Source organism: Roseovarius sp. (assembly GCF_018066915.1).
Lineage (GTDB): Bacteria > Pseudomonadota > Alphaproteobacteria > Rhodobacterales > Rhodobacteraceae > Roseovarius.
The window spans coordinates 1-19365 of record NZ_JAGPVV010000191.1 but is presented as its reverse complement, the minus strand read 5'-3'; the positions used below and the strand labels follow the sequence as shown (position 1 = coordinate 19365).

Genomic DNA, 19365 nt, shown 5'->3' with positions numbered 1-19365 from the left:
GAGGAAAAGATCGCGCAGTTGCAGTCGATGCAAGCCACGTTGCGGCATCTGGTGCGGGAATGTGCCGGGGACGCGCGGCCCGATTGCCCCATATTGCGCGATCTGGCCGAAGGCTGAAGAGGCGGGGGGCGCTGCCCCCCGGACCCCCCGGAGTATTTGAGCCAAAAAGAAGCGGGAGGCGCTATGCCTCGCGCCCATGGGCGACAAGGCGGGCGTGCAGATGCGCGGCCTCGACCGCCCCTGCCTCGAGCGCAAAGACATAGGCGTGAGTTAGAAAAAAACAGGCGGCATCAAGGGTGTTGGCCCTGTCTGCCGCCTGTGTATAGAGCGTGATCAGCGCCGCCCGGTCGCCCGTTTCATGAGCGTGGATCATGGCGCTGTCGAGATCGGTCATTCCGCGGCGTGGGCCATGGCGCGATGCGCTTCGACCCGGCCTGCCACCCAAGCGTGGAAGCAATGCGTGGGGCTGTCCATCACCGGCGAAAAGCGCCCGCCGTCGAAATAGGTTGCGTGGCGACCGCGCTGCATGCCCTCGACCACAAAGATATCCTCTTCGAACACGGTTTTCCAAAGCTGGGTATTGCGCAGGCGTAGCCCACCATCGGCATTGGGGACCGAATAATAGAGGTGGATATGTTCGACCGTGCGCTCGGGCCCTTTCGGCTCCAGTATGATGGCAAAGGCGTGGTCGCGGTGAACGCCCAAGAGGACATTGGGGTAGGCCGCGACATATTCGGCCTGTTCGTTCCATTTTGCGCCCACTTCGGCGAAGTCGGGGAATGTCGCGCCGGTCTCATTGGTCAGTTGGCGATAGACCATCGTGCCCTGACCGGAATATTCGCCCGGTTTCTCGATGTGATAGTGATCCTCGAGCCGCGAGTAGCTGTTGAGGCCGGGGTGGACCCAAGGCAGATGATAGCTCTCGCAATAGTTCTCGACCGCGAGTTTCCAGTTGGTTTTCACCTCAAGCGTAAAGCGGCTGTCGGCCCCGCCGTGATAGACCGGCAGATCAAATTCGCGCCAGCGGGTGATGAGATCGGCCATCGCGTCCTCAAAGGCGGGGGCATCGCCCGAGACATTGATCCAGACCACATCGCGCCAGATATGGCTGCGAATCTCGGTCAGGCCCAACTCGTCGCGCTTGATGCTCTCATGGGTGTTGTGACCCGGTCCGCCGACATGCGGTGTCGAGACGAGCGCGCCCTTGGTCGAATAGCACCACGAATGATAGGGGCAGCGGATCGCGCCCTCGATCTTGCGCGGTTCCTCGACAAGGATCATGCCACGGTGGCGGCAGATGTTCTGAAAGACGCGCACCTGACCGTCCTTGTCGCGCAAGAGCAAGAGCGGCATGCCGAGAAATTCCAGCGGCTTGGCGTCGCCCGGTTCCGGCACATCGGCCCCGACCGCCAGCCCTGCCCATTGGCTGAAGAGGAGCGCGTGCTTTTCCTCTTCAAAGACGGCCGGGTCGATGTAATGCGCGTTAGGCAGGCCGTTGGCCTGCGCGACGGGTGTGCGAACATTCGTGAGATCGGTCAGCGCGGGCATTTTGGCGTCTCCGGGGGTTGGGGCTGGCGCATAGTTTGCCAGAGCCCCGCGCCCGCCCCGCGCCTGTCTGCGACGCGGCGCGTCAATCCCGCGACAAGCCCGCGCGCAGCGGCCCCGGTCAGAGGCCGCGGGGCAGGGCCGCGACGCCAGTGCGCGCCATTTCGACAAGGCCAAGCGGGCGCATCAATTCAGCGAAGGCGTCGATTTTCTCGGGCGCGCCGGTGATCTCGAACACAAAGCTGGTGAGCGTGCTGTCGACCGCATTGGCGCGGAAAATATCGGCCAAGCGTAGGGCCTCGACCCGCTTGTCGCCGGTGCCCTCGACCTTGAGCAGCGCCAATTCACGCTCGACGCTCGGGCCTTCGACGGTGAGGTCATTGACCTTGTGCACGGGCACGATGCGGCCCAATTGCGCCTTGATCTGCTCGATCACCTGCGGCGTGCCGGTGGTGACGATGGTGATGCGGCTGGTGTGGCCGGTGTGATCCACCTCGGCCACGGTCAGGCTGTCGATGTTATAGCCGCGACCCGAGAATAGGCCAATAACGCGGGCCAGAACGCCGGGTTCGTTATCGACCAGCACCGCAAGCGTATGGGTTTCCTGCACATCCGAAAAGGTCGGACGCAGGTTATAGGCGGAATGTTTGGACGAGCCTTTTTTGATTTGCAGAGCGGACATTATGCGGTTTCCTTGTTGATCGGGCGTGGTTGGTGGTGGGGTGAGCCCCGCGTCACACCAGCACCGCGCCGCCCTCTTTGATGGCGTCCTTGGTGCTTGCCTCGCCCAAGAGCATCTTGTTATGCGGCTCGCCGGACGGGATCATCGGGAAGCAGTTTTCGTGCTTTTCCACCAGACAGTCAAAGATCACCGGGCCGTCATAATTGAGCATCTCCATGATCGCGTCATCGAGATCGGCGGGGTCCTTGCAGAGGATGCCCTTGGCGCCAAAGGCCTCGGCCAGTTTCACGAAATCGGGCAGGGATTCCGACCAGCTAGACGAATAGCGCTCGCCATGGAGCAATTGCTGCCATTGGCGGACCATGCCCAAGCGCTCATTGTTGAGGATGAACTGCTTGACGGGCAGGTGATATTGCATCGCCGTGCCCATTTCCTGCATGTTCATGAGCCACGAGGCCTCGCCTGCGACGTTGATCACCAGCGCCTCGGGATGGGCGATCTGCACCCCGATGGAGGCCGGAAAGCCATAGCCCATGGTGCCAAGCCCGCCAGAGGTCATCCAGCGGTTGGGATCGTTAAAGCCCAGATACTGCGCCGCCCACATCTGATGCTGGCCCACTTCGGTGCAGATATAGCGGTCATGGTCCTTGGTCAGCGCCTCGAGCCGGGCGAGGGCATATTGCGGTTTGATGGTCTTGCCCTTTTGCGTGAACTTGAGGCAATCGACCTTTTTCCACTCATTGATGCGCTCCCACCACTTGGCGATGCCTTCCCGGTTGAGTTTGGAACCGCGCGCCTTCCAGACCTCGAGCACATCGGCCAGAACATTGGCAATGTCGCCGACAATCGGGATGTCTGCGCGCACGACCTTGTTGATCGACGAAGGGTCGATGTCGATATGCGCCTTGATGCTGTCGGGGCTGAACGCGTCGAGCCGCCCGGTGATGCGGTCGTCAAACCGTGCCCCGATGTTGACCATGAGGTCACAGCCATGCATGGCCATGTTCGCCTCATAGAGCCCGTGCATACCGAGCATGCCGATCCAGGCCTTGCCGTTGGCGGGGTAGGCCCCCAGACCCATCAGGGTCGACGTGGTCGGGATGCCGGTGGCTTCGACCAGTTCGCGCAAGAGGCGCGTGGCCTCGGGGCCAGAGTTGATGACGCCGCCGCCGGTGTAAAAGATCGGGCGTTTGGCCTTTTCAAGCGCGGCCACCAGATCGGTGATCCCTTCGATATCGCCTTTGACGCGGGGCTGATAATGCGAGACGCGCGCGTGTTGCGGTGATGTATAGGTGGCCGAGGCGAATTGCACATCCTTGGGGATATCGACCAGAACCGGGCCGGGGCGGCCGGTGGTGGCGACATGAAAGGCCTGATGCAGCGTGTCGGCCAAGCGCGCGGTGTCGCTCACCAGCCAGTTGTGCTTGGTGCAGGGGCGGGTGATGCCGACGGTATCGGCCTCTTGAAAGGCGTCATTGCCGATCATGAAGGTGGGAACCTGTCCGGTCAGAACCACCAGCGGAATGGAATCCATCAGCGCATCGGTCAGACCCGTGACCGCGTTGGTGGCCCCGGGGCCAGAGGTGACAAGCACGACGCCCGGTTTGCCGGTCGAGCGCGCATAGCCTTCGGCGGCATGCACGGCGGCCTGTTCATGGCGCACGAGGATGTGGCGGATGTCGTTTTGCTGAAAGATCTCGTCATAAATAGGTAGTACGGCGCCGCCGGGATACCCGAATACGACATCCACGCCCTGATCCTTGAGGGCCTGGACCACCATTTTCGCTCCGGTCATCTGACGTGTCATGTGCTCGTGCTCCGTATATGACGTCAATTCAGTTCGCATAAAAAAGCCCCCGGTTTTCCGGGGGCGCATGGGGGACCCGACGGGTGTCCGTTACCGGCCCATGCGCCAATGACCTACGATGAATACTAGTGTGTCCACGCGGGCGACTCCGTTCTGCGTGGCGCGGACATTAGGTGCGGGGGCAGGGGGCGTCAAGCCGATTTGGTGGATAAAATGTCGCAAAACGGGATGAAATCTTTGCATTTATTGCGCAAAAGCGGGTCTGAACGTGCGTTTCCCGTTTTTACAGTCTCTTAAGGCAGCAATTTTGCGGGAATCGCCCCCGTGACGCCGGGGCTGCGCGCGCGGCTTTCATCTGGCCGCTCGGATCATAGCCGGACGCCCGTTCCCTGCAACACGCCATGCTCGAGCGCATAGCGGGTAAGCCCCGCTGTCGAGGCGATGCCGAGTTTGCGTTTGATGTTCTTGCGATGGGTCTCGACCGTGCGCACCGAGATATCGAGCGCTTGCGCCACATCCTTGTTGGATTTGCCTTGGGCCAGTTGCAAGAGGATCGTCTGTTCGCGGTTGGTGAGTTGTTCGCGGTCAGGATTCTCATAGGGTTCGAGTGATCCCTTGGCTCCGGTGCAGAGATAGCGCTGCCCGGTCATCACCGCGTCTATGGCGCGTTTGATCTCGTCAGTCGGCACATCCTTGAGCACATAGCCCGCCGCACCGTGGCTGAGTGCGGAGGAGATATATTCCGGGCTGTCGTGCATGCTGAGGATCAGGATGCGGGTGTCGGGGCGCTTTTCAAGGATGATCTCGGTTGTGGTCAACCCGCCCAGCCCCGGCATGTTGAGGTCGAGCAGGATCACATCGGGATCAAGCGCCTCGACCCGGTCGATGATGGCCTGCCCGTTGCCCAGCGTGGCGAGGATTTCGACGTCATCATAGCTTTCGAGAATGGACTGGATGCCTTCGGCGACCATCGGGTGGTCATCCACGATCACGATCCGGATGGGATTTTGGCTCATGCGCGGGCCTTTTCCTTGGGGTTAGGCCGCTCTTGAGGCGGCAAGAGGTGGGTGAGGGGCACGTTGGCCTCGATCGTCGTGCCGGTTTTGCCCGAGATGACCGTGAACGTGCCGTCCAGTTGCTCGACACGCTCCTGCATGTTGCGCAGGCCCAGACCACCACCGGGGGTGCCCGAGGGTTTGGCGTGGTCAATGCCGCAGCCATTGTCGGCAATGCGCAGCGTTGCCCCACGGGCATGGCCGCGGACATCGACGGTGACGCGGGTGGCGCCGGAATGGCGTTCGATATTGGTAAAGGCCTCTTGCGCCACGCGGTAGAGCGCGATCTTGGCCTCGTCATCCAGACGGTTGCGAAAGACAACGGTGCTGAATTCGGTCACGATGCCGGTGCGTTTGCCAAAGTCTTCGGCCAGCGTTTTGAGCGCGGGGCCGAGGCCCAGATCATCGAGAACGCCGGGACGCAGGTCGCGGCTGATGCGGCGCACCTCTTGGATGGCGCCCGAGAGGTGGGTGATGCCGCGCTCCAGCGTATCGGCGGCGCGCGCATCGCCCGACGCGAGGCGGCGCTTGGCGGTATCAAGCGCATAGCGCACGCCGACGAGAATCTGGCTGATACCGTCATGGAGTTCGCGCGCGACGCGGCCGCGTTCCTCTTCTTGGGCGTCAAACACGCGCTGGGTCAGTTTCTTGAGCTTGGCATCGGCAAGGCGGCGCTCGCGGATGTTGATGAAGAGGCCCGAGACGAAGACGAGCAAGAGTGCCATCAGCATCGCGGCCCCGATATAGAAGAAGGTGCGCTCCACCCGCGCCTCGACCTTTTCGCGCGAGGCGGTGACGGTGGCCACCACATCGTCGATGAACACGCCGGTGCCCACGGCCCAGCGCCAATCCTGAAGCCCGATCACATACGTCACCATCTGCGCGCGCTCTCCGGTCGACGGTTTGGGCCATTCATAGCTGTGATAGCCGCCGCCGGTGCGCGCGAGGCGAATGAGCTCGTCGGTGATGGGTTGGCCGCCCTCATCCTCGAGCCCCGTCCAGTTGCGGCCGATGAGTTCGGTGCGTCTTGGGCTGACAAGGTTGGTGCCGTCATAGTCAAAGACAAAGAAATAGCCGTCCTGCCCATAGAGCATGCCAGCGAGGATCTGGCTGACCTGTTCCATGGCACGTTCGTCGTTGGGCGCCGCGCGCCCGTAGATGTTCACAAATGCGGTGCGGGCGATGGAGAGGTAATTCTTGAGTTCCGCGCGCTTGGCCTCGATCAGTTGCGCTTCGAGGGTTTCGATCTCGCGTTCCGCCAGCTGGCGCGATTGCAGCGTGACCACGACCGAAATCGCCAGTGCCGTGAGGATCAGCGGCAGGGTGGCGACCAGAAAGAGCTTTTGGCCGTAATTGAGCCGGATGCGGGCGAAAAGGCGTTGCATGGATCAGCGATAGGGCCAAATGCGCGGCATTTCCAGTGTCTCGTGCCTCAATGCTCGGGCGGATGCCAATCGGCGGGGGGCACATCGCGGCGGCGCAGGCGCAGGGCGAGGCCCAAGGCCACGCCAACCCCGATGGCAACGGTCAGATCGGCCAGCACGGTCAGCACAAGCGTCAGCAAGAGCAGCATCCGGTCCGAGGGGCGGTCAGCCATGTAGCTGCGCCATTTGTGCGGCTCGGACATGTTCCACGCGATCAGCATCAAGAGGCCAGCAAGGGCGGGCATGGCGAAATAGCCCGCCAAGGGGGCCGCGAGCAGCATGACCAGCAGGATCACGAGTGCATGGATCATCCCCGCCACAGGTGTGCGTCCACCTGCGCGCACATTGGTGGCGGTGCGGGCAATCGCCCCGGTCGCAGGCAGACCACCAAAGAGCGCCGAGCCGATATTGGCCACGCCATTGGCCACAACCTCTGCATTGGGTTGGGATTTGTCGCCGATCATGCGGTCCGCCACGGCGGCGGAGAGGAGCGATTCCACACCTGCCAGAAAGGCGATGATGAGGGCGGATGGCAGAAGGTCGATCATCCGCGCAAGGCTGAGATCCGGCAGCACTGGCATATTGGGCGTATTGGGCAGGGGGCCAAAACGCGACAAGAGGGTATCCACCGGCAGATGCCAGAGCGCCACAGCGGCAGAGGTCAGCCCCACCGCAACGATCAGGCCCGGATAACGCGGGGCTGCGCGGCGCAGGCCCACGATCAGAACCATGGTTGAGAGACCGATCAACAGCGCTTGCAGATTGAACGTGTCGCGCGCGTGCCAGAGGGCTTCGATCTTTTCGAGAAACTCGGCGGGCAGGCTTTCGGTGGTGAGACCCAGAAAATCCTTGATCTGGCTGGTGGCGATGATGATGGCGATGCCGATGGTAAAGCCATTGATCACCGCCTCAGGGATATGGCGCACAAGGCTGCCCGCGCGCAATCGGCCCGCGACCACAAGGATCACGCCCGCCATCAGCGTCGCAAGGATCAGCCCGTCTTGTCCGTGTTCGGCAATGACGCCGTATACCACGACGATGAAGGCCCCGGTGGGGCCACCGATCTGCACCCGGCTGCCCCCTAGGGCAGAGATGAGAAAGCCCGCGATGATCGCCGTTGTCAGCCCCGAGGCGGGGTCCGCGCCCGAGGCAATCGCAATCGCGATGCTGAGCGGCAGCGCAACCATAGCCACGCTGATCCCTGCAAAGAGGTCCGCACGAAAGAGGGCACCGGTATAGCCCGGCAAGGTGGAAAAGATTTTGGGTTTCATGCGCGAATCTCAACACCCGCGCCGATCCGGTTTCAAGCACAAAGCGTGAGCTGGGTGCGCAATTGTATGCAAAGACCCGGCTTGACCCCGAAAATCACCTCGAAAAGTTTGTGCCAGCCCCCGGTTTCTACGCAGTAGTCGGTATTTGCAGATGCAAAACCCGTCGCTAAGGTTCGCCCACTACACAGGGTCCGGGTGCTGTCAGAGAGGTGGCGGCACTGTCATAATAATGGGGAGGAAACCAAATGGATCGTCGTTCTTTTCTGAAAAATACCGCGTTGGGTGGCGGGGCTGCGGTTGCGGCTTCGACTCTGGCTGCGCCGATGTATGCGCAAGGCGTGCGCAATCTGACCATGGTCACGACATGGGGTCGGGGCCTTGCAGGTGTGTTTGACGCCGCCCAGCGCGCTGCCGACAATATCAACGGCATGGCCGATGGCAGTATCGTGATCGACGTCAAGGGCGCGGGCGAGTTGGTGGGGGCGTTCGAGGTGTTCGACGCCGTGACCGCTGGTCAGGCCGATATGTATCACGGGGCCGATTATTATTTCGTCGGTCAGCACCCGGCCTATGGGTTCTTTACCTCGGTGCCGTTCGGCATGACCGCGCAGGAGCTGGTGAACTGGTATTACCACGACGGCGGTGCGGCATTCCATGACGAGTTGGGGCAGATCTTTGGTCTCAAATCCTTCCTTGCGGGCAACACGGGCGCGCAGGCGGGTGGCTGGTTCTCCAAGGAGATCAACGGGCCGGAGGATTTCAACGGTCTCAAATTCCGGATGCCGGGCCTTGGCGGTCTTGCTCTGGGCAAATTGGGCGCATCGGTCCAGAACATTCCGGGTGCCGAGGTTTATCAGGCGCTGGCCTCGGGCGCCATTGACGGCACTGAGTGGATCGGGCCCTGGGCCGATGAAAAGGCCGGGTTCCAAGAGATCACCAAGTTCTACTACACCGCCGGTTTCCACGAGCCGGGCGCGGGTCTGTCGATCGGCATGAACCGTGAAGTGTTCGAGAGCCTGACGCCTGCGCAACAGAAGATGGTCGAGATCGGCTGTGCCGAGGCGCATCAGTGGAACCTCGCACAGTTCCTGTCCAACAACTCTTCGGCCTTGCAGCGTCTGCAATCCAACGGTGTCAAGACACTGGAATTCCCGGATTCCGTCTGGGATGCCTTTGGTCAGGCCTCGGATGCTGTGCATCAGGAGAACATGGGCGACGAGATCTACAAGCGCGTCTATGACAGCTACATGGCGTCGTTGAAGTCGTCTTCGGCCTGGATCAACAAGTCGGACGGCGCCTATACCGCGCAGCGCGACCGCGTTCTGGGCTGATCCCGGTAGGGTGGTTTGATTGGCAGGCCCCGGACGCCGGGGCCTGCCGCAATCGGATGACGGGCCGCGCGGGCCCGCAGCGCCGCGCGTCAGGGGGACAGGATGCTGGACGCTTTTCTCTGGATTTTCCAGAATATCGGCATGGCCTTTTACAATCTGGCCTATGCCCTCAGCCATCCCGCAAGCTGGCTGGATTGGTCCGACAAAGAGGCGATCATGCGGGTCGTCTATTATGGCGGCTCGATCGAGTTCTTCTTTGTGGCGTTCACGGTGTTTCTGGTGCTCACCGCCGTGGGCATGTGGAAAAACGCCTTTATGTGGGGCTGCGTGCGCGGGCTCGAGGGGATGGCCAATACGGTCGGTCGCTTTACGGCCTGGGCCGGGCTGATCATGGTGATCCAGCAAATCCTGATCGTCTTTATCCAGCGGATCTTTGCCCGCCCCGATATGGTGTTCGGGATCGGTATTCCGCTGCAACTCGACATCAGTTGGTATTCCGAAGAGCTCAAGCTCTATAACGCGCTGATCGTGACGCTCTGTGCCACCTATACCTTTGTCCAAGGCGGGCATGTGCGGGTGGACCTGATTTATGCGCCCGTGAGCCATGCCACCAAAAAGATCATCGACATGGCAGGCAGTCTGATTTTCATGATGCCGATGGCGGTGTTGACGTGGATGTATGGCTGGTTCTTCATGTGGCGGCACCTGATCGTGCCGAACCCTTCAGCTAACGAACCGCTCGATAAGCTCTTGATGAAATCCCGCGCGTTGCGCTGGAATGTGGAAACCATCGGGTTCAGCCCCAACGGGTTCAACGGCTATTTCCTGTTCAAGGTGTTGCTGGTGCTCTTTGCGGGGATGGTGTTCCTGCATGCCATGGCGTTCTTCTGGCGCTCTTATCTGGAATACAAGGAAGGCCCCGACAGTCTGGGCAAATACCTCGACCGCGACACGCTGGGCGAGGGCGAAGAAGCCTTTGAAGGCACACATTAAAGGGGCAGGGACCAATGCTATTCGGACTGGACGGGGTCGAGATCGGGCTGATCATCGTATTTCTGTGCCTCTTTGGGGGTATTCTATCGGGCTTTCCTGTGGCCTTTGCCATTGGCGGGGCGGGGATTGTGGCGTTTGGCATCATTGCCGGGCTGGATAGCGCGGGGCTGCTGATTCATCAGGCCATCGACACATCAAGCGAGGCCTATAACTCCATCGTGGCGAGCGGTGTGCGGCCCGATGCCATCTCGGTGTTCCGATACCCGGACTTGCCACGCGCGGCGCAGCCGGTGTTTCCGTTGGGCTGGGAAGTGGCGCTGGATCGCAACGTGTCCTTCCTTGTGAATCGGATCAACGAGCGGGTGCTGGCGGGGGCGTCGATCGAGACGCTGCTGGCGGTGCTGATGTTCGTGATGATGGGCATCACGCTCGAACGCTCCAAGATCGCCAATGATCTCTTGACCACCATGGCGCGGGTGTTTGGCCCGCTGCCGGGCGGTCTGGCGGTGTCGGTCGTGGTGGTGGGCACGTTCCTTGCGGCCTCGACCGGGATCGTGGGCGCGACAGTGGTGACAATGGGCCTCTTGAGCCTGCCCACGATGCTGCGCGCGGGCTATAGCCCGCAACTGGCGACGGGCGTCATCGCGGCATCTGGCACGCTGGGGCAGATCATTCCGCCCTCTATCGTGATCGTGCTCTTGGGCACGCTGGCGGGCGATCTCTATTCCGTGGCGCAGGAGAACCGGGCGCAAGCGGCAGGTTGCACCGATGCGCTGACCTATCTGGGCGAGCCTGCGGTGGTGTCGGTGGGCACGCTCTTTCAGGCGGCGCTCTTGCCGGGGATATTGCTCGCGGTGCTCTATGGCCTCTATGCCTTTGGCTATGCGCTGGTGAACCCGTCCAAGGCCCCGGCGGTGCAGATCGCCAGCGGCCCACGCGGCGAGGTGATCACCCGCGGTGAGGGCTTTACGTGGTTTCTGGGTGTCCCTGTGGCGCTGATTGCTGGGGTCATGCTGCTTTCGACACTTGGTATGGTTGGAAGTCAGAGCCTGATTGTGGATAGTTTCAGCGATCAGGGCAAATCCGCGTCGTTGCGCACCAATGTCAGCCCTCAGTGTCAGGCGGCGATGATCGAATTGCACGGTCAGTCGAAATGGGATGCGGCCGTGGCCGAGCAACAGGGGATTGACGCTGCCGGCGGTGTGGCCGAGAGCGTGCGCCTGACGCCCGAGGAAATCGCGGCACTTCGCGTTCAGAAAGAGGCGGATGCCGCGCCTATCGGCACGGGCGTTGCCACCCTGATGGTGATGTTGGGCCTGACGCTGGCGGTGGCACGGGGTGTGGCGCCGTCAGCCAATCCCGCACCGCTCTTGATCGGGGCTCTGGGCATTCTCTTGGGTCTTCTGGTGGATATCCTGCTGATCCGGCCTTCGACCTCTTCAGGGGTGACGGTGCTCTTGTTGCTGATCCCGTTGGCCATGGCCTGTTACGGCTGTGCCCATGGGGCTGGGCGGATGGCGAAGAATGAACTGATCCGCGTGGTCTTTCCGCCGCTGGTTCTGATCGTGGCGGTGCTGGGCTCGATCCTCGGTGGGATCACCAACCCGACCCCGGCGGCAGCGCTGGGGGCCGGTGGGGCGATCATGCTTGCGGCATACCGCAAGCTGCGCGACCAGGACCGGTCGCCCAAGATCATCATCCTCGCCACGCTGGCGGTGGTGCTCTCGATCCTGATCGGCATCAACTTTGACCTCCGGATCAATCAGGCGGGCGTCAGCTTTGAGTCTTGGGTAGCGTTCTTCTTTGCCTATGCCGCCTATCTCTACGCGGTGTTCGGGCTCTTGTTCGCCTGCTGGGTGCTTTATACGGGCGGGGTGTTGACCCCGGTGGTGCGCGAGACGGCCAAAGTCACGAGCATGGTTTTTACCATCCTCATCGGCTCGCAACTCTTGAACCTCGTGGTCATCAGCTTTGGTGGCGAGCATTACATCCAGGAGTTCCTCAAGAGCTTTGACAATGAGCTCAAGGTATTCCTGATCGTGATGCTGGTCCTCTTCGTCCTTGGCTTCGTGCTCGATTTCCTCGAGATCATCTATATCGTGATCCCCATCGTGGGGCCGGTGATCTATGGCGGCACCTTTGATCCAAAATGGGTGACGATCATGATTGCGGTCAATCTTCAGACCTCGTTCCTCACGCCGCCTTTCGGCTTTGCGCTGTTTTATCTGCGCGGGGTGGCCCCCAAAGAGGTCACGACCGGGCATATCTATCGCGGGGTGATCCCCTTTGTGCTGATCCAGCTTGGGGCGCTTGGCATTCTGTGGTTCTTCCCATCCATCGTGACGATAGCCCCGGCGCTGATGGCGAACTGAGGTTGCGCAGGCGCCGCGGCCCATCGTCCGGTGGGCCCGTCACCCGTTTGCACAGAGGTCTGGCCCGCATCGGCCAGACCTCTTTTGTGCCTTGGCAGGGGCCTGTCTGGCTTTTTGCGAAAGCAGCGCAAAGGATCGGACAAACAGTCGAAATTTGGCCTTGTAACTCTCCCACAGGGGCGGCTATACGCGTCGGCGGAGCTGTGGCCGAGTGGTCGAAGGCGCTCCCCTGCTAAGGGAGTAGGCGGGAAACCGTCTCGTGGGTTCGAATCCCATCGGCTCCGCCACTTGCCTTTCTGATACGAATTGTCCCAATCCGGCTCCGGCCGGATTTTTCCGTTGATGTCGAGGGGTGTGCGAGGGGGTGAGCACCGTTCTTGCTTCTGGGTGGCGCGTAAGCGGTCTATCTGGGCTGATATTCTCCGGGTGCGCTGCGTCTTTTGCTTTCTTGAATTTTTGAGGCTTTTAGGATGGTCCGGTTTCGGGGGCCATCTCATGTCATTTTGAACTGTGGGGGCATGACAAACGGACCTGCGTTGAGCGGTTCCCAGTTTATCAAATGTCTCGCACATTGACGGATGCAACCGCGACGCCCTCGGTTTTACAGTGCAGGACAGACGGACTCCGGGTCGTTTCTACATTGACATCAACAGCGCCAACGGGCGGCAACCCGAAAATTGCGGCGCGGATTGCGGCCCGCAATTCGACGCGCGAGGGCGGGACGGTTGGAAGGCACCGAGATATTCTAGAACCAGCACCGCAGGCAGGCGAACAACGGCATCCTGTCAGCCGTTGACTTCAGGATGAGACGGCAGAAACTGAGTGAAGCAGGTGCCGAGGATACCCGGTGCCCCGCAACATGAAGGATTTTAAAGGTCTGCGTTCAAGCCATGCTATTGATATTGCCAAGTCTTCTGCTGCCGGGACTTGGAAGGAGGGTGCCGGTGATTCCTTGTTCTTGCGAAAGACTGCGTGGTGAGTTCCCCTCGCAAGACGTTGCGACTGCGCCATGAGCCCACATCTTGATTGGGCGGGACGCTGGATAGAGACTGTTGCGCCGGACGAACCGCAAAAGCTTATTCGCCGACTTGATTGGGATGGGTTAACGGAAACTGGTTTCGCCGACCTTCTAAACCAGGCTATGCGGGATCGAGACGATCTCTTTGCCTGGCAACCCGCCTTGGCATTATGCGTTTCGGCTTTGCAACGGTCTTGGGACGCTGCTCTTGTCCCATATGCCGTCGATGAGCAGCGCCCGTTTCTTGATATATGGTGGCCGATCCGTGCTCTTGCCGTATCGCAATTATCCGCAGCACTGATCCCTCTGAGCCCAAGAATTGCCCCTGGCGTCCTTGAAAAAATGGCAGATCAACTCATCGCGCGGCTTTGTTCTTTGGGTGAACGGGTCCTTTGGGACAGATTTCGCAATGGTCGCCTTCCGGCCGACATTGTCCGTGCGCATCTTGGTATCTCTGGCGATGGTTCTGGTCCGCCCCTGCGCACAGGCTACCTCCGGTTCGTGCAAGACCATCGCCGCGATGGTCTGTCATCCTTATTTGCAGACTTTCCAGAGCTTGGCCGTTTGATCGGCACGGTATTCGCGCTTTGGCTGAGTGGGAGCGCCCAGCTATTGCGACGTGTAAACGAGGATCGAGAGGCTCTTGATCGACTGTTCTCGATCCCTGCCACCCATTCTCTCAGTGACATAGAGCAGAACCTGGGTGACCCGCACAATGGAGGCCAATCCGTTGCCATTCTCACCTTTGCATCGTCTCGCGCGGATGGCATGTGCCAGATTGTCTACAAGCCAAAAGATCTGCGTGTTGATATTGCTTACAATGCGCTGCTGCATGAATGCAACGAAACAAGCGACCTTCCACCTCTGCGGAACCTGACCGTGTATGCCTGCAGGGATTATGGGTATATGGAACATGTTTCGCATCGACCCTGTGCTGATGAGGAAGAGTTGCGAAGCCATTATCGGAATGCCGGCCGTCTTACGGCAATCCTGCATGTTCTTGGCTGCACCGACTGTCACCATGAGAACCTGATCGCCTGTGGTGACCATCTGGTGCTGGTGGACACTGAAACCTTGTTTGAACCGCAGATGCCAGATCATGTCATGGAGGCATGTGCGCAAACTTCCATGGCCAAGCAAACTCGACTTCAAGAGCGATTTCTGACCTCCGTTCTTCGCGTCGGGTTGCTACCGCAGTGGATCTTTCTGGGTGACGCAAAATTCCCCGTCGACGTGAGCGCCTTGGGTATTGAACCTCCGTTGCGCGAAACCGAACCAGTGCAGGGATGGCTTGGGATAAACAGCGACGGGATGATGCCGGGCAAGCTGATGAGACAGGCCAATCTCGTGACGAGCCTGCCGGTTGGCCTTGGGCAGCGTAATCCGTTTGCCCAGCATCTGGACGTGTTCTGTGACGGGTTTCGGAAGCAATGTGAATTCTTGGTCGCGTCGCGGCAATCCCTGCTGGCGGAAGGGAAGGGGCTGTCTCTTTTTGCGGGACTTCCGCGGCGCATCGTCTTGCGTGCGACACGTGTCTACTCCGCTATATTGCGGCAGATGTTGGAGCCAGCGGCGCTGCGCTCTGCTCTGGAAAGGTCGCTTTTACTGGAACAGATGGCGCGCAGTTACCTGATGGCCGAAACGCGTCCACTCAATTGGCCTGTGCTCGCCGAAGAACGTCGACAGTTGCAACAATTGGACGTTCCGTTCTTTTCCCACCTTATCGACGGTGATGTTCTGGACCTGAACAGTTCAGGCGACGCAATACGTGGTTTTTTTGCACGTAGCGGACTTTCCGCCGCCAAAGAGCGACTCCTTGATCTCTCCAGTCAGGAGATCGACTTTCAAATCGACCTCATTCGCGGTGTTGTCCAATCCAAGCACATGCAGGTTGCCGATCGTGGCATGTCTGATCCTGACGACCCGGGTTGGTTCGCTGGCCAGTCGTTATCATCTCAGTTAAACGGCACCGAGGCGGCAGGGCGGATCGCACGTGAGCTTTGTGATCTGGCGATCCATGACCCGCAAGGCTATGTGGAGTGGTTGGGACCAACGCTTGGCGAGGATGGTGCGAGCTTCAGCTATGGCCCGGTGGGTCTTTCGCTCTATAGCGGTTCGATTGGTCTAGCCCTGCTTCTGCATCATCTGCGCGACCTGCCCCAAGACCCCGCCGGGTCTGATGCCATGCAGTCGGCCCTTTTGCGACCCTTGCACGAGTTGGGCGAGCAGCACTCAGATGAGAACCAAGCCCGCTGGTGGCGCGACCAATCCCTTGGTCTGAGCGGCTGCGGCGGGGTTCTGCTTGCCCTTGAGAGACTCGGGGACAGGGCCACCGTCGATCGGATTGTTGCGGCCTTCCGACCTCGTTTTGTCAAAGCAGATCACCAAATGGATCTCTTGGGTGGGTCCGCGGGCATGATTGGACCCATGCTGCGGATTGGCACTGAGGCTGCGCTCGACCACGCCATTGCGGCGGGGGAACATCTGCTCGGGCAGCAAACCAAAGACGGTGGATGGCAGAGCGAGGGGGGCGGGCGGGCGCCCTTGGGTTTTGCTCATGGGACCGCTGGTTATACCGCCGCGCTGGCCGCGCTCCATCACGTCACGGGGCAAGAGCGGTTTCGAACGGGGGCCGCTGCCGCCCTAGCGCTTGAACGGGCGCACTTCTGTTCTGAGACAGGCAACTGGCCAACCCATGCAGGCACTCTTGCGGACGAGCAACCAGTTCATTTTCTGGAGCATTGGTGCAATGGCGCACCGGGCGTCGGTTTGGGTAGGGCCTGTCTCTGGGGCACGGATTTGTGGGATGATATCTGTGCGCAAGAAATCGAGTTTGCGGTGGTGAAGCTCATCGCTCTGGAACCGCGCAACCGAGATCATCTCTGCTGTGGCAACCTAGGGCTGATGTCGGTCCTTCGTATCCTGTCCTCTGGACCTTGGCCACTTGCGGCTTGGCTCAAGGCTCGCGCTGTGGAAAAGATTAACGAACAGCGGTCGCGCGCCTTGCTTCGGTGTAATGACAAGGACGTGAGCCTGCGTTGCGCAGGTCCTGGCGGACAGTCACTCAAGGCACCGGGATTTTTCAGCGGGCTTAGCGGAATGGGTTTGTCGTTGATGGAGGATCGTGCCGCAGAAAGGACGACCGCTATTCTTATGAGCGGTGGTCTGTTGAGGTCTGAAAGTCTGTGAAAGAAACAGAACATCTACGTCCGGACGCATGGGCCCCGGATAGTCGAAGGTCAAAGCCCCCAAGGTCTATGCCTAACAGTTATCCCATGTGATGCCGCAGCTCGGCCTGCACGGCTGGCTTATGTAGGTCGTTGTCCCTCGGACACCGATTCCTTCCAATTCTGCCTCTGACAGCTTTGCGCGCTCCAACTCCAGCCAATCCGCAGAAATTTGGAACCCTGCCTCGGACGCGATGGCCGCGTAGCTTTTGGCATCCCGCGCCTGACCAATTTTCTCGTGGAGAGCGATGTCGCTCTTCAACTTTGCAATGAATGCGCCTAATTCCGCTTCGGTCATTTCAAAACCCCTTGCACTACTACATTTATCTAAATTGCGTTAATTCAGAGCTGGATAAGGGCGTTTGTCAAGAAAATCTCTCGATTGCGACAGTCGTTTGATCTTTGGCGGAGGCATTTTGGGGAATGCCGGAGCAAAGCCTCGCGCATTTGGAACGCTGCGCGACGCCGAGACGACCTACCGCTTTGCCCAAGGCACGGGCGTTACGGTCGCGCACACGCTTTGCGTCCGCGTCTCATCCTTGGTCAGCGACGGACTCTGAACAATGGTGAGACGCCCGCTTGGCGCTGTGGTGTCCCATGGCGCGCGCGCAATTTTGAGACGCAGGTCCTGAAGCCTTCTCTTGATTTCACGGTTTCGTGATGGCTACTGTGAAAAAGGTGATCGATCAGCCGAGCCTCAAGGCCTGCGCGCGCGTTTTTTCACGCAACTCCCTCTTGGTGCTTTGTCTGCACCAACAGGGGGGCGCCGGGCAGGGGACATCGGGTGATTGAGGGTGTGTGCGTTCGGATCGGCCATGGTCATCGGCGTTGATAGACCCAAGGTCGATTCGGACAAAATTACTGCAACAAAGCCCAGGTATTGAAATGGAGCCATGAATGTTTCCCGACTCATTTGACGTAACCAGCCCCGAGGATCTGACCGCCCTGAATGCCCAATTGCTGACGGCACTCACCTTTCTCAACAATCCGGACCTGACCAACGCGCTTATTGTCGATCCCGAGACCCTCACGGTCGGAGAGTATCTGGCGCTGTTGGACACAGCCGAGGCGAGCCTTCTGACCACGGATTTCAGTTTCTTGCTCGGGATCATTCCCACGATCCGCGCGCAGCTTTCGGCAATCCTGACACCTGACCTCGTGCCGGACGGGCTTTCGGTGCAGCAGGTCATCAACCAGAGTATTGCAGTTCTGGAAACCTTTGCCGCGGGCGATGTCAGCTTGCTGACGGTTGGGTTCGACACCATCCGCACGGTGTTCGAAGGCGTGCCGGCAGAGACGCTGCTGCTGGATGCCTTTGGCTTTGGCGGGCCGGATATTGATAACCCGGGGATCATCGACGCGTTCCTTGATCTCTTGCCGCAATTTTCGACCGACAGCTTTCCGGCATGGGTCTCGGGCGATCCGCATCTCAAGACCTTGGATGGGGTGGACTACGATTTCCAGGCGGCCGGTGAATTCGTGTTGTTGCAATCGACCGACGCGCAGGGCTTTGCCTTGCAGGCCCGCATGGTGCCGGTGGGCGAGAATGTCAGCGTCAATCAGGCGATTGCCACCAATCTCGACGGCACGCCGGTGATGATCGACGCAGCGGATGCGGACCCGCTGCATGTGAATGGTGCGGCGGTGGCGCTTGCCGATGGCGACGCGCTCGATGTGGGTGCGGGGCGCATTTACCGGCGGGGGGATGTTTATACCATCGTCTATCCCGGCGCCGATGGCGTGATCGGCAATGGCGACAGTCAGGTCGTCGTGCGGGTGCGGGACGGGCGGCTCGATCTCGATGTGCGGCTGAATGCAGAGCTGCTGGGGTCGCTCGAGGGGCTGCTCGGGGATGGCGATGGCAATCCCGACAACGATATCGCGCGTGCTGATGGCACCGTGCTGGCGCGTCCGCTGGTGTTCGAGGACCTCTATGGCGGGTATCGCGATGACTGGCGGGTCAGCAGCCTTGGTGACAGTCTCTTTACCTATGAGGCGGGTGAGAGCCCGGATGGGTTCTTCCAGTCGGATTTTCCCGGTGCGATCGTGTCGCTCGACACGCTTGATCCGGGGGTGCTTGCCGCCGCGCGCGAAGCGGCTCTGGCGGCTGGGTTGCAAGAGGGCAGCGAAGCCTTCGAGAATGCCGTGCTGGACTTCGCGCTGACGAATGACGCGAGTTTCCTGACCTCGGCGCTGGATGTGCCTCTGGCCAGTGTCGGGACGGAACTGGCCGACACCTTGATCGGCAACTCGGGCGACGACGTGCTGCGCGGCGAGGGCGGCGATGACGGCGTATTTGGTCAGGCGGGTAATGATATTCTGGACGGCGGGGCAGGCAATGACTCGATTGCCGGGGCCGATGGCAATGACCTGATTACGGGCGGCCCCGGCAATGACAACATTGGCGGTGGTCTGGGGAATGACACTATCGACGGGGGCGATGGGGATGACATCATCGGCGGCGGTTTTGGTGCCGATAGCATCTCGGGCGGTGCGGGCGCTGACGTGGTTGCGGGCGGGGCGGACAACGACACGCTCTCGGGCGGCGACGGCAATGACAGCATGTCCGGCAGCTTTGGCAACGACAGCATCGACGGCGGCGACGGCGCGGATGACATCGGCGGCGGCACCGGGCGCGAC

General features: G+C 60.5%; 13 protein-coding genes, 1 tRNA gene and 1 pseudogene. 7 read left to right on the top strand and 8 right to left on the bottom strand.

Annotation, left to right across the window (positions count from 1 at the left end; all coding sequences use genetic code 11):
• Positions 1–117, top strand: a pseudogene (locus KBT70_RS10490) (Cu(I)-responsive transcriptional regulator); the annotation flags it as partial.
• 64 nt (positions 118–181) lie between these two features.
• On the opposite strand, the gene KBT70_RS10485 reads toward KBT70_RS10490, so the two are convergent.
• The 7 genes from KBT70_RS10485 to KBT70_RS10455 all read right to left on the bottom strand — a co-directional run bounded on the left by KBT70_RS10485 (position 182) and on the right by KBT70_RS10455 (position 7784).
• On the bottom strand, positions 182–394 hold the full coding sequence (locus KBT70_RS10485; protein ID WP_296632514.1) for a hypothetical protein: 213 nt from the start codon (positions 392–394) through the stop codon (positions 182–184).
• The gene (locus tag KBT70_RS10480; protein ID WP_296632510.1) at positions 391–1548 is read right to left on the bottom strand and encodes an aromatic ring-hydroxylating dioxygenase subunit alpha; all 1158 of its coding nucleotides are present in this window, start codon (positions 1546–1548) and stop codon (positions 391–393) included. Before KBT70_RS10480 ends, KBT70_RS10485 begins: the two co-directional genes overlap by 4 nt.
• 118 nt (positions 1549–1666) lie before the next feature.
• Complete coding sequence (gene ilvN, locus KBT70_RS10475; RefSeq protein WP_296632508.1) at positions 1667–2227, bottom strand: acetolactate synthase small subunit; 561 nt, start codon at positions 2225–2227, stop codon at positions 1667–1669.
• A 52-nt stretch (positions 2228–2279) separates the two neighbouring features.
• Positions 2280–4034 (bottom strand): acetolactate synthase 3 large subunit, encoded by a 1755-nt coding sequence (locus KBT70_RS10470; protein WP_296632504.1) that lies wholly within the window; start codon positions 4032–4034, stop codon positions 2280–2282.
• A 368-nt stretch (positions 4035–4402) separates the two neighbouring features.
• A complete protein-coding gene (locus KBT70_RS10465; RefSeq protein ID WP_296632501.1) occupies positions 4403–5050 on the bottom strand; it encodes a response regulator transcription factor in 648 nt (215 codons plus the stop codon).
• Positions 5047–6474: a cache domain-containing protein gene (locus tag KBT70_RS10460; protein ID WP_296632497.1), complete on the bottom strand. Its 1428-nt coding sequence runs from the start codon at positions 6472–6474 to the stop codon at positions 5047–5049. Before KBT70_RS10460 ends, KBT70_RS10465 begins: the two co-directional genes overlap by 4 nt.
• Positions 6475–6521: 47 nt before the next feature.
• Complete coding sequence (locus KBT70_RS10455; RefSeq protein ID WP_296632492.1) at positions 6522–7784, bottom strand: SulP family inorganic anion transporter; 1263 nt, start codon at positions 7782–7784, stop codon at positions 6522–6524.
• 245 nt (positions 7785–8029) lie between these two features.
• Here KBT70_RS10455 and KBT70_RS10450 point away from each other — a divergent pair, with 245 nt between their 5' ends.
• From KBT70_RS10450 to KBT70_RS10430, 5 genes are all read left to right on the top strand, one after another.
• Entirely contained in the window at positions 8030–9115 is a 1086-nt protein-coding gene (locus KBT70_RS10450; RefSeq protein WP_296632490.1) for a TRAP transporter substrate-binding protein, read from the top strand.
• A gap of 102 nt (positions 9116–9217) precedes the next feature.
• Positions 9218–10108, top strand: a complete 891-nt coding sequence (locus tag KBT70_RS10445) for a TRAP transporter small permease subunit (protein ID WP_296632487.1) — start codon at positions 9218–9220, stop codon at positions 10106–10108.
• 14 nt (positions 10109–10122) lie between these two features.
• Positions 10123–12480, top strand: a complete 2358-nt coding sequence (locus KBT70_RS10440; protein WP_296632484.1) for a TRAP transporter large permease subunit — start codon at positions 10123–10125, stop codon at positions 12478–12480.
• 197 nt (positions 12481–12677) lie between these two features.
• Positions 12678–12767: transfer RNA gene (locus KBT70_RS10435), tRNA-Ser, on the top strand.
• 722 nt (positions 12768–13489) lie between these two features.
• Positions 13490–16687, top strand: coding sequence for a type 2 lanthipeptide synthetase LanM family protein (locus KBT70_RS10430; protein WP_296632439.1), 3198 nt, complete (start codon positions 13490–13492; stop codon positions 16685–16687).
• 72 nt (positions 16688–16759) lie between these two features.
• On the opposite strand, the gene KBT70_RS10425 is transcribed toward KBT70_RS10430, so the two are convergent.
• Positions 16760–17023: a Nif11-like leader peptide family RiPP precursor gene (locus KBT70_RS10425; RefSeq protein ID WP_296632437.1), complete on the bottom strand. Its 264-nt coding sequence runs from the start codon at positions 17021–17023 to the stop codon at positions 16760–16762.
• Positions 17024–17622: 599 nt separating this feature from the next.
• Between KBT70_RS10425 and KBT70_RS10420 the strand changes: the two genes are divergently transcribed.
• The coding region (locus KBT70_RS10420; protein ID WP_296632434.1) for a VWD domain-containing protein at positions 17623–19365 on the top strand (1743 nt) is incomplete at its 3' end.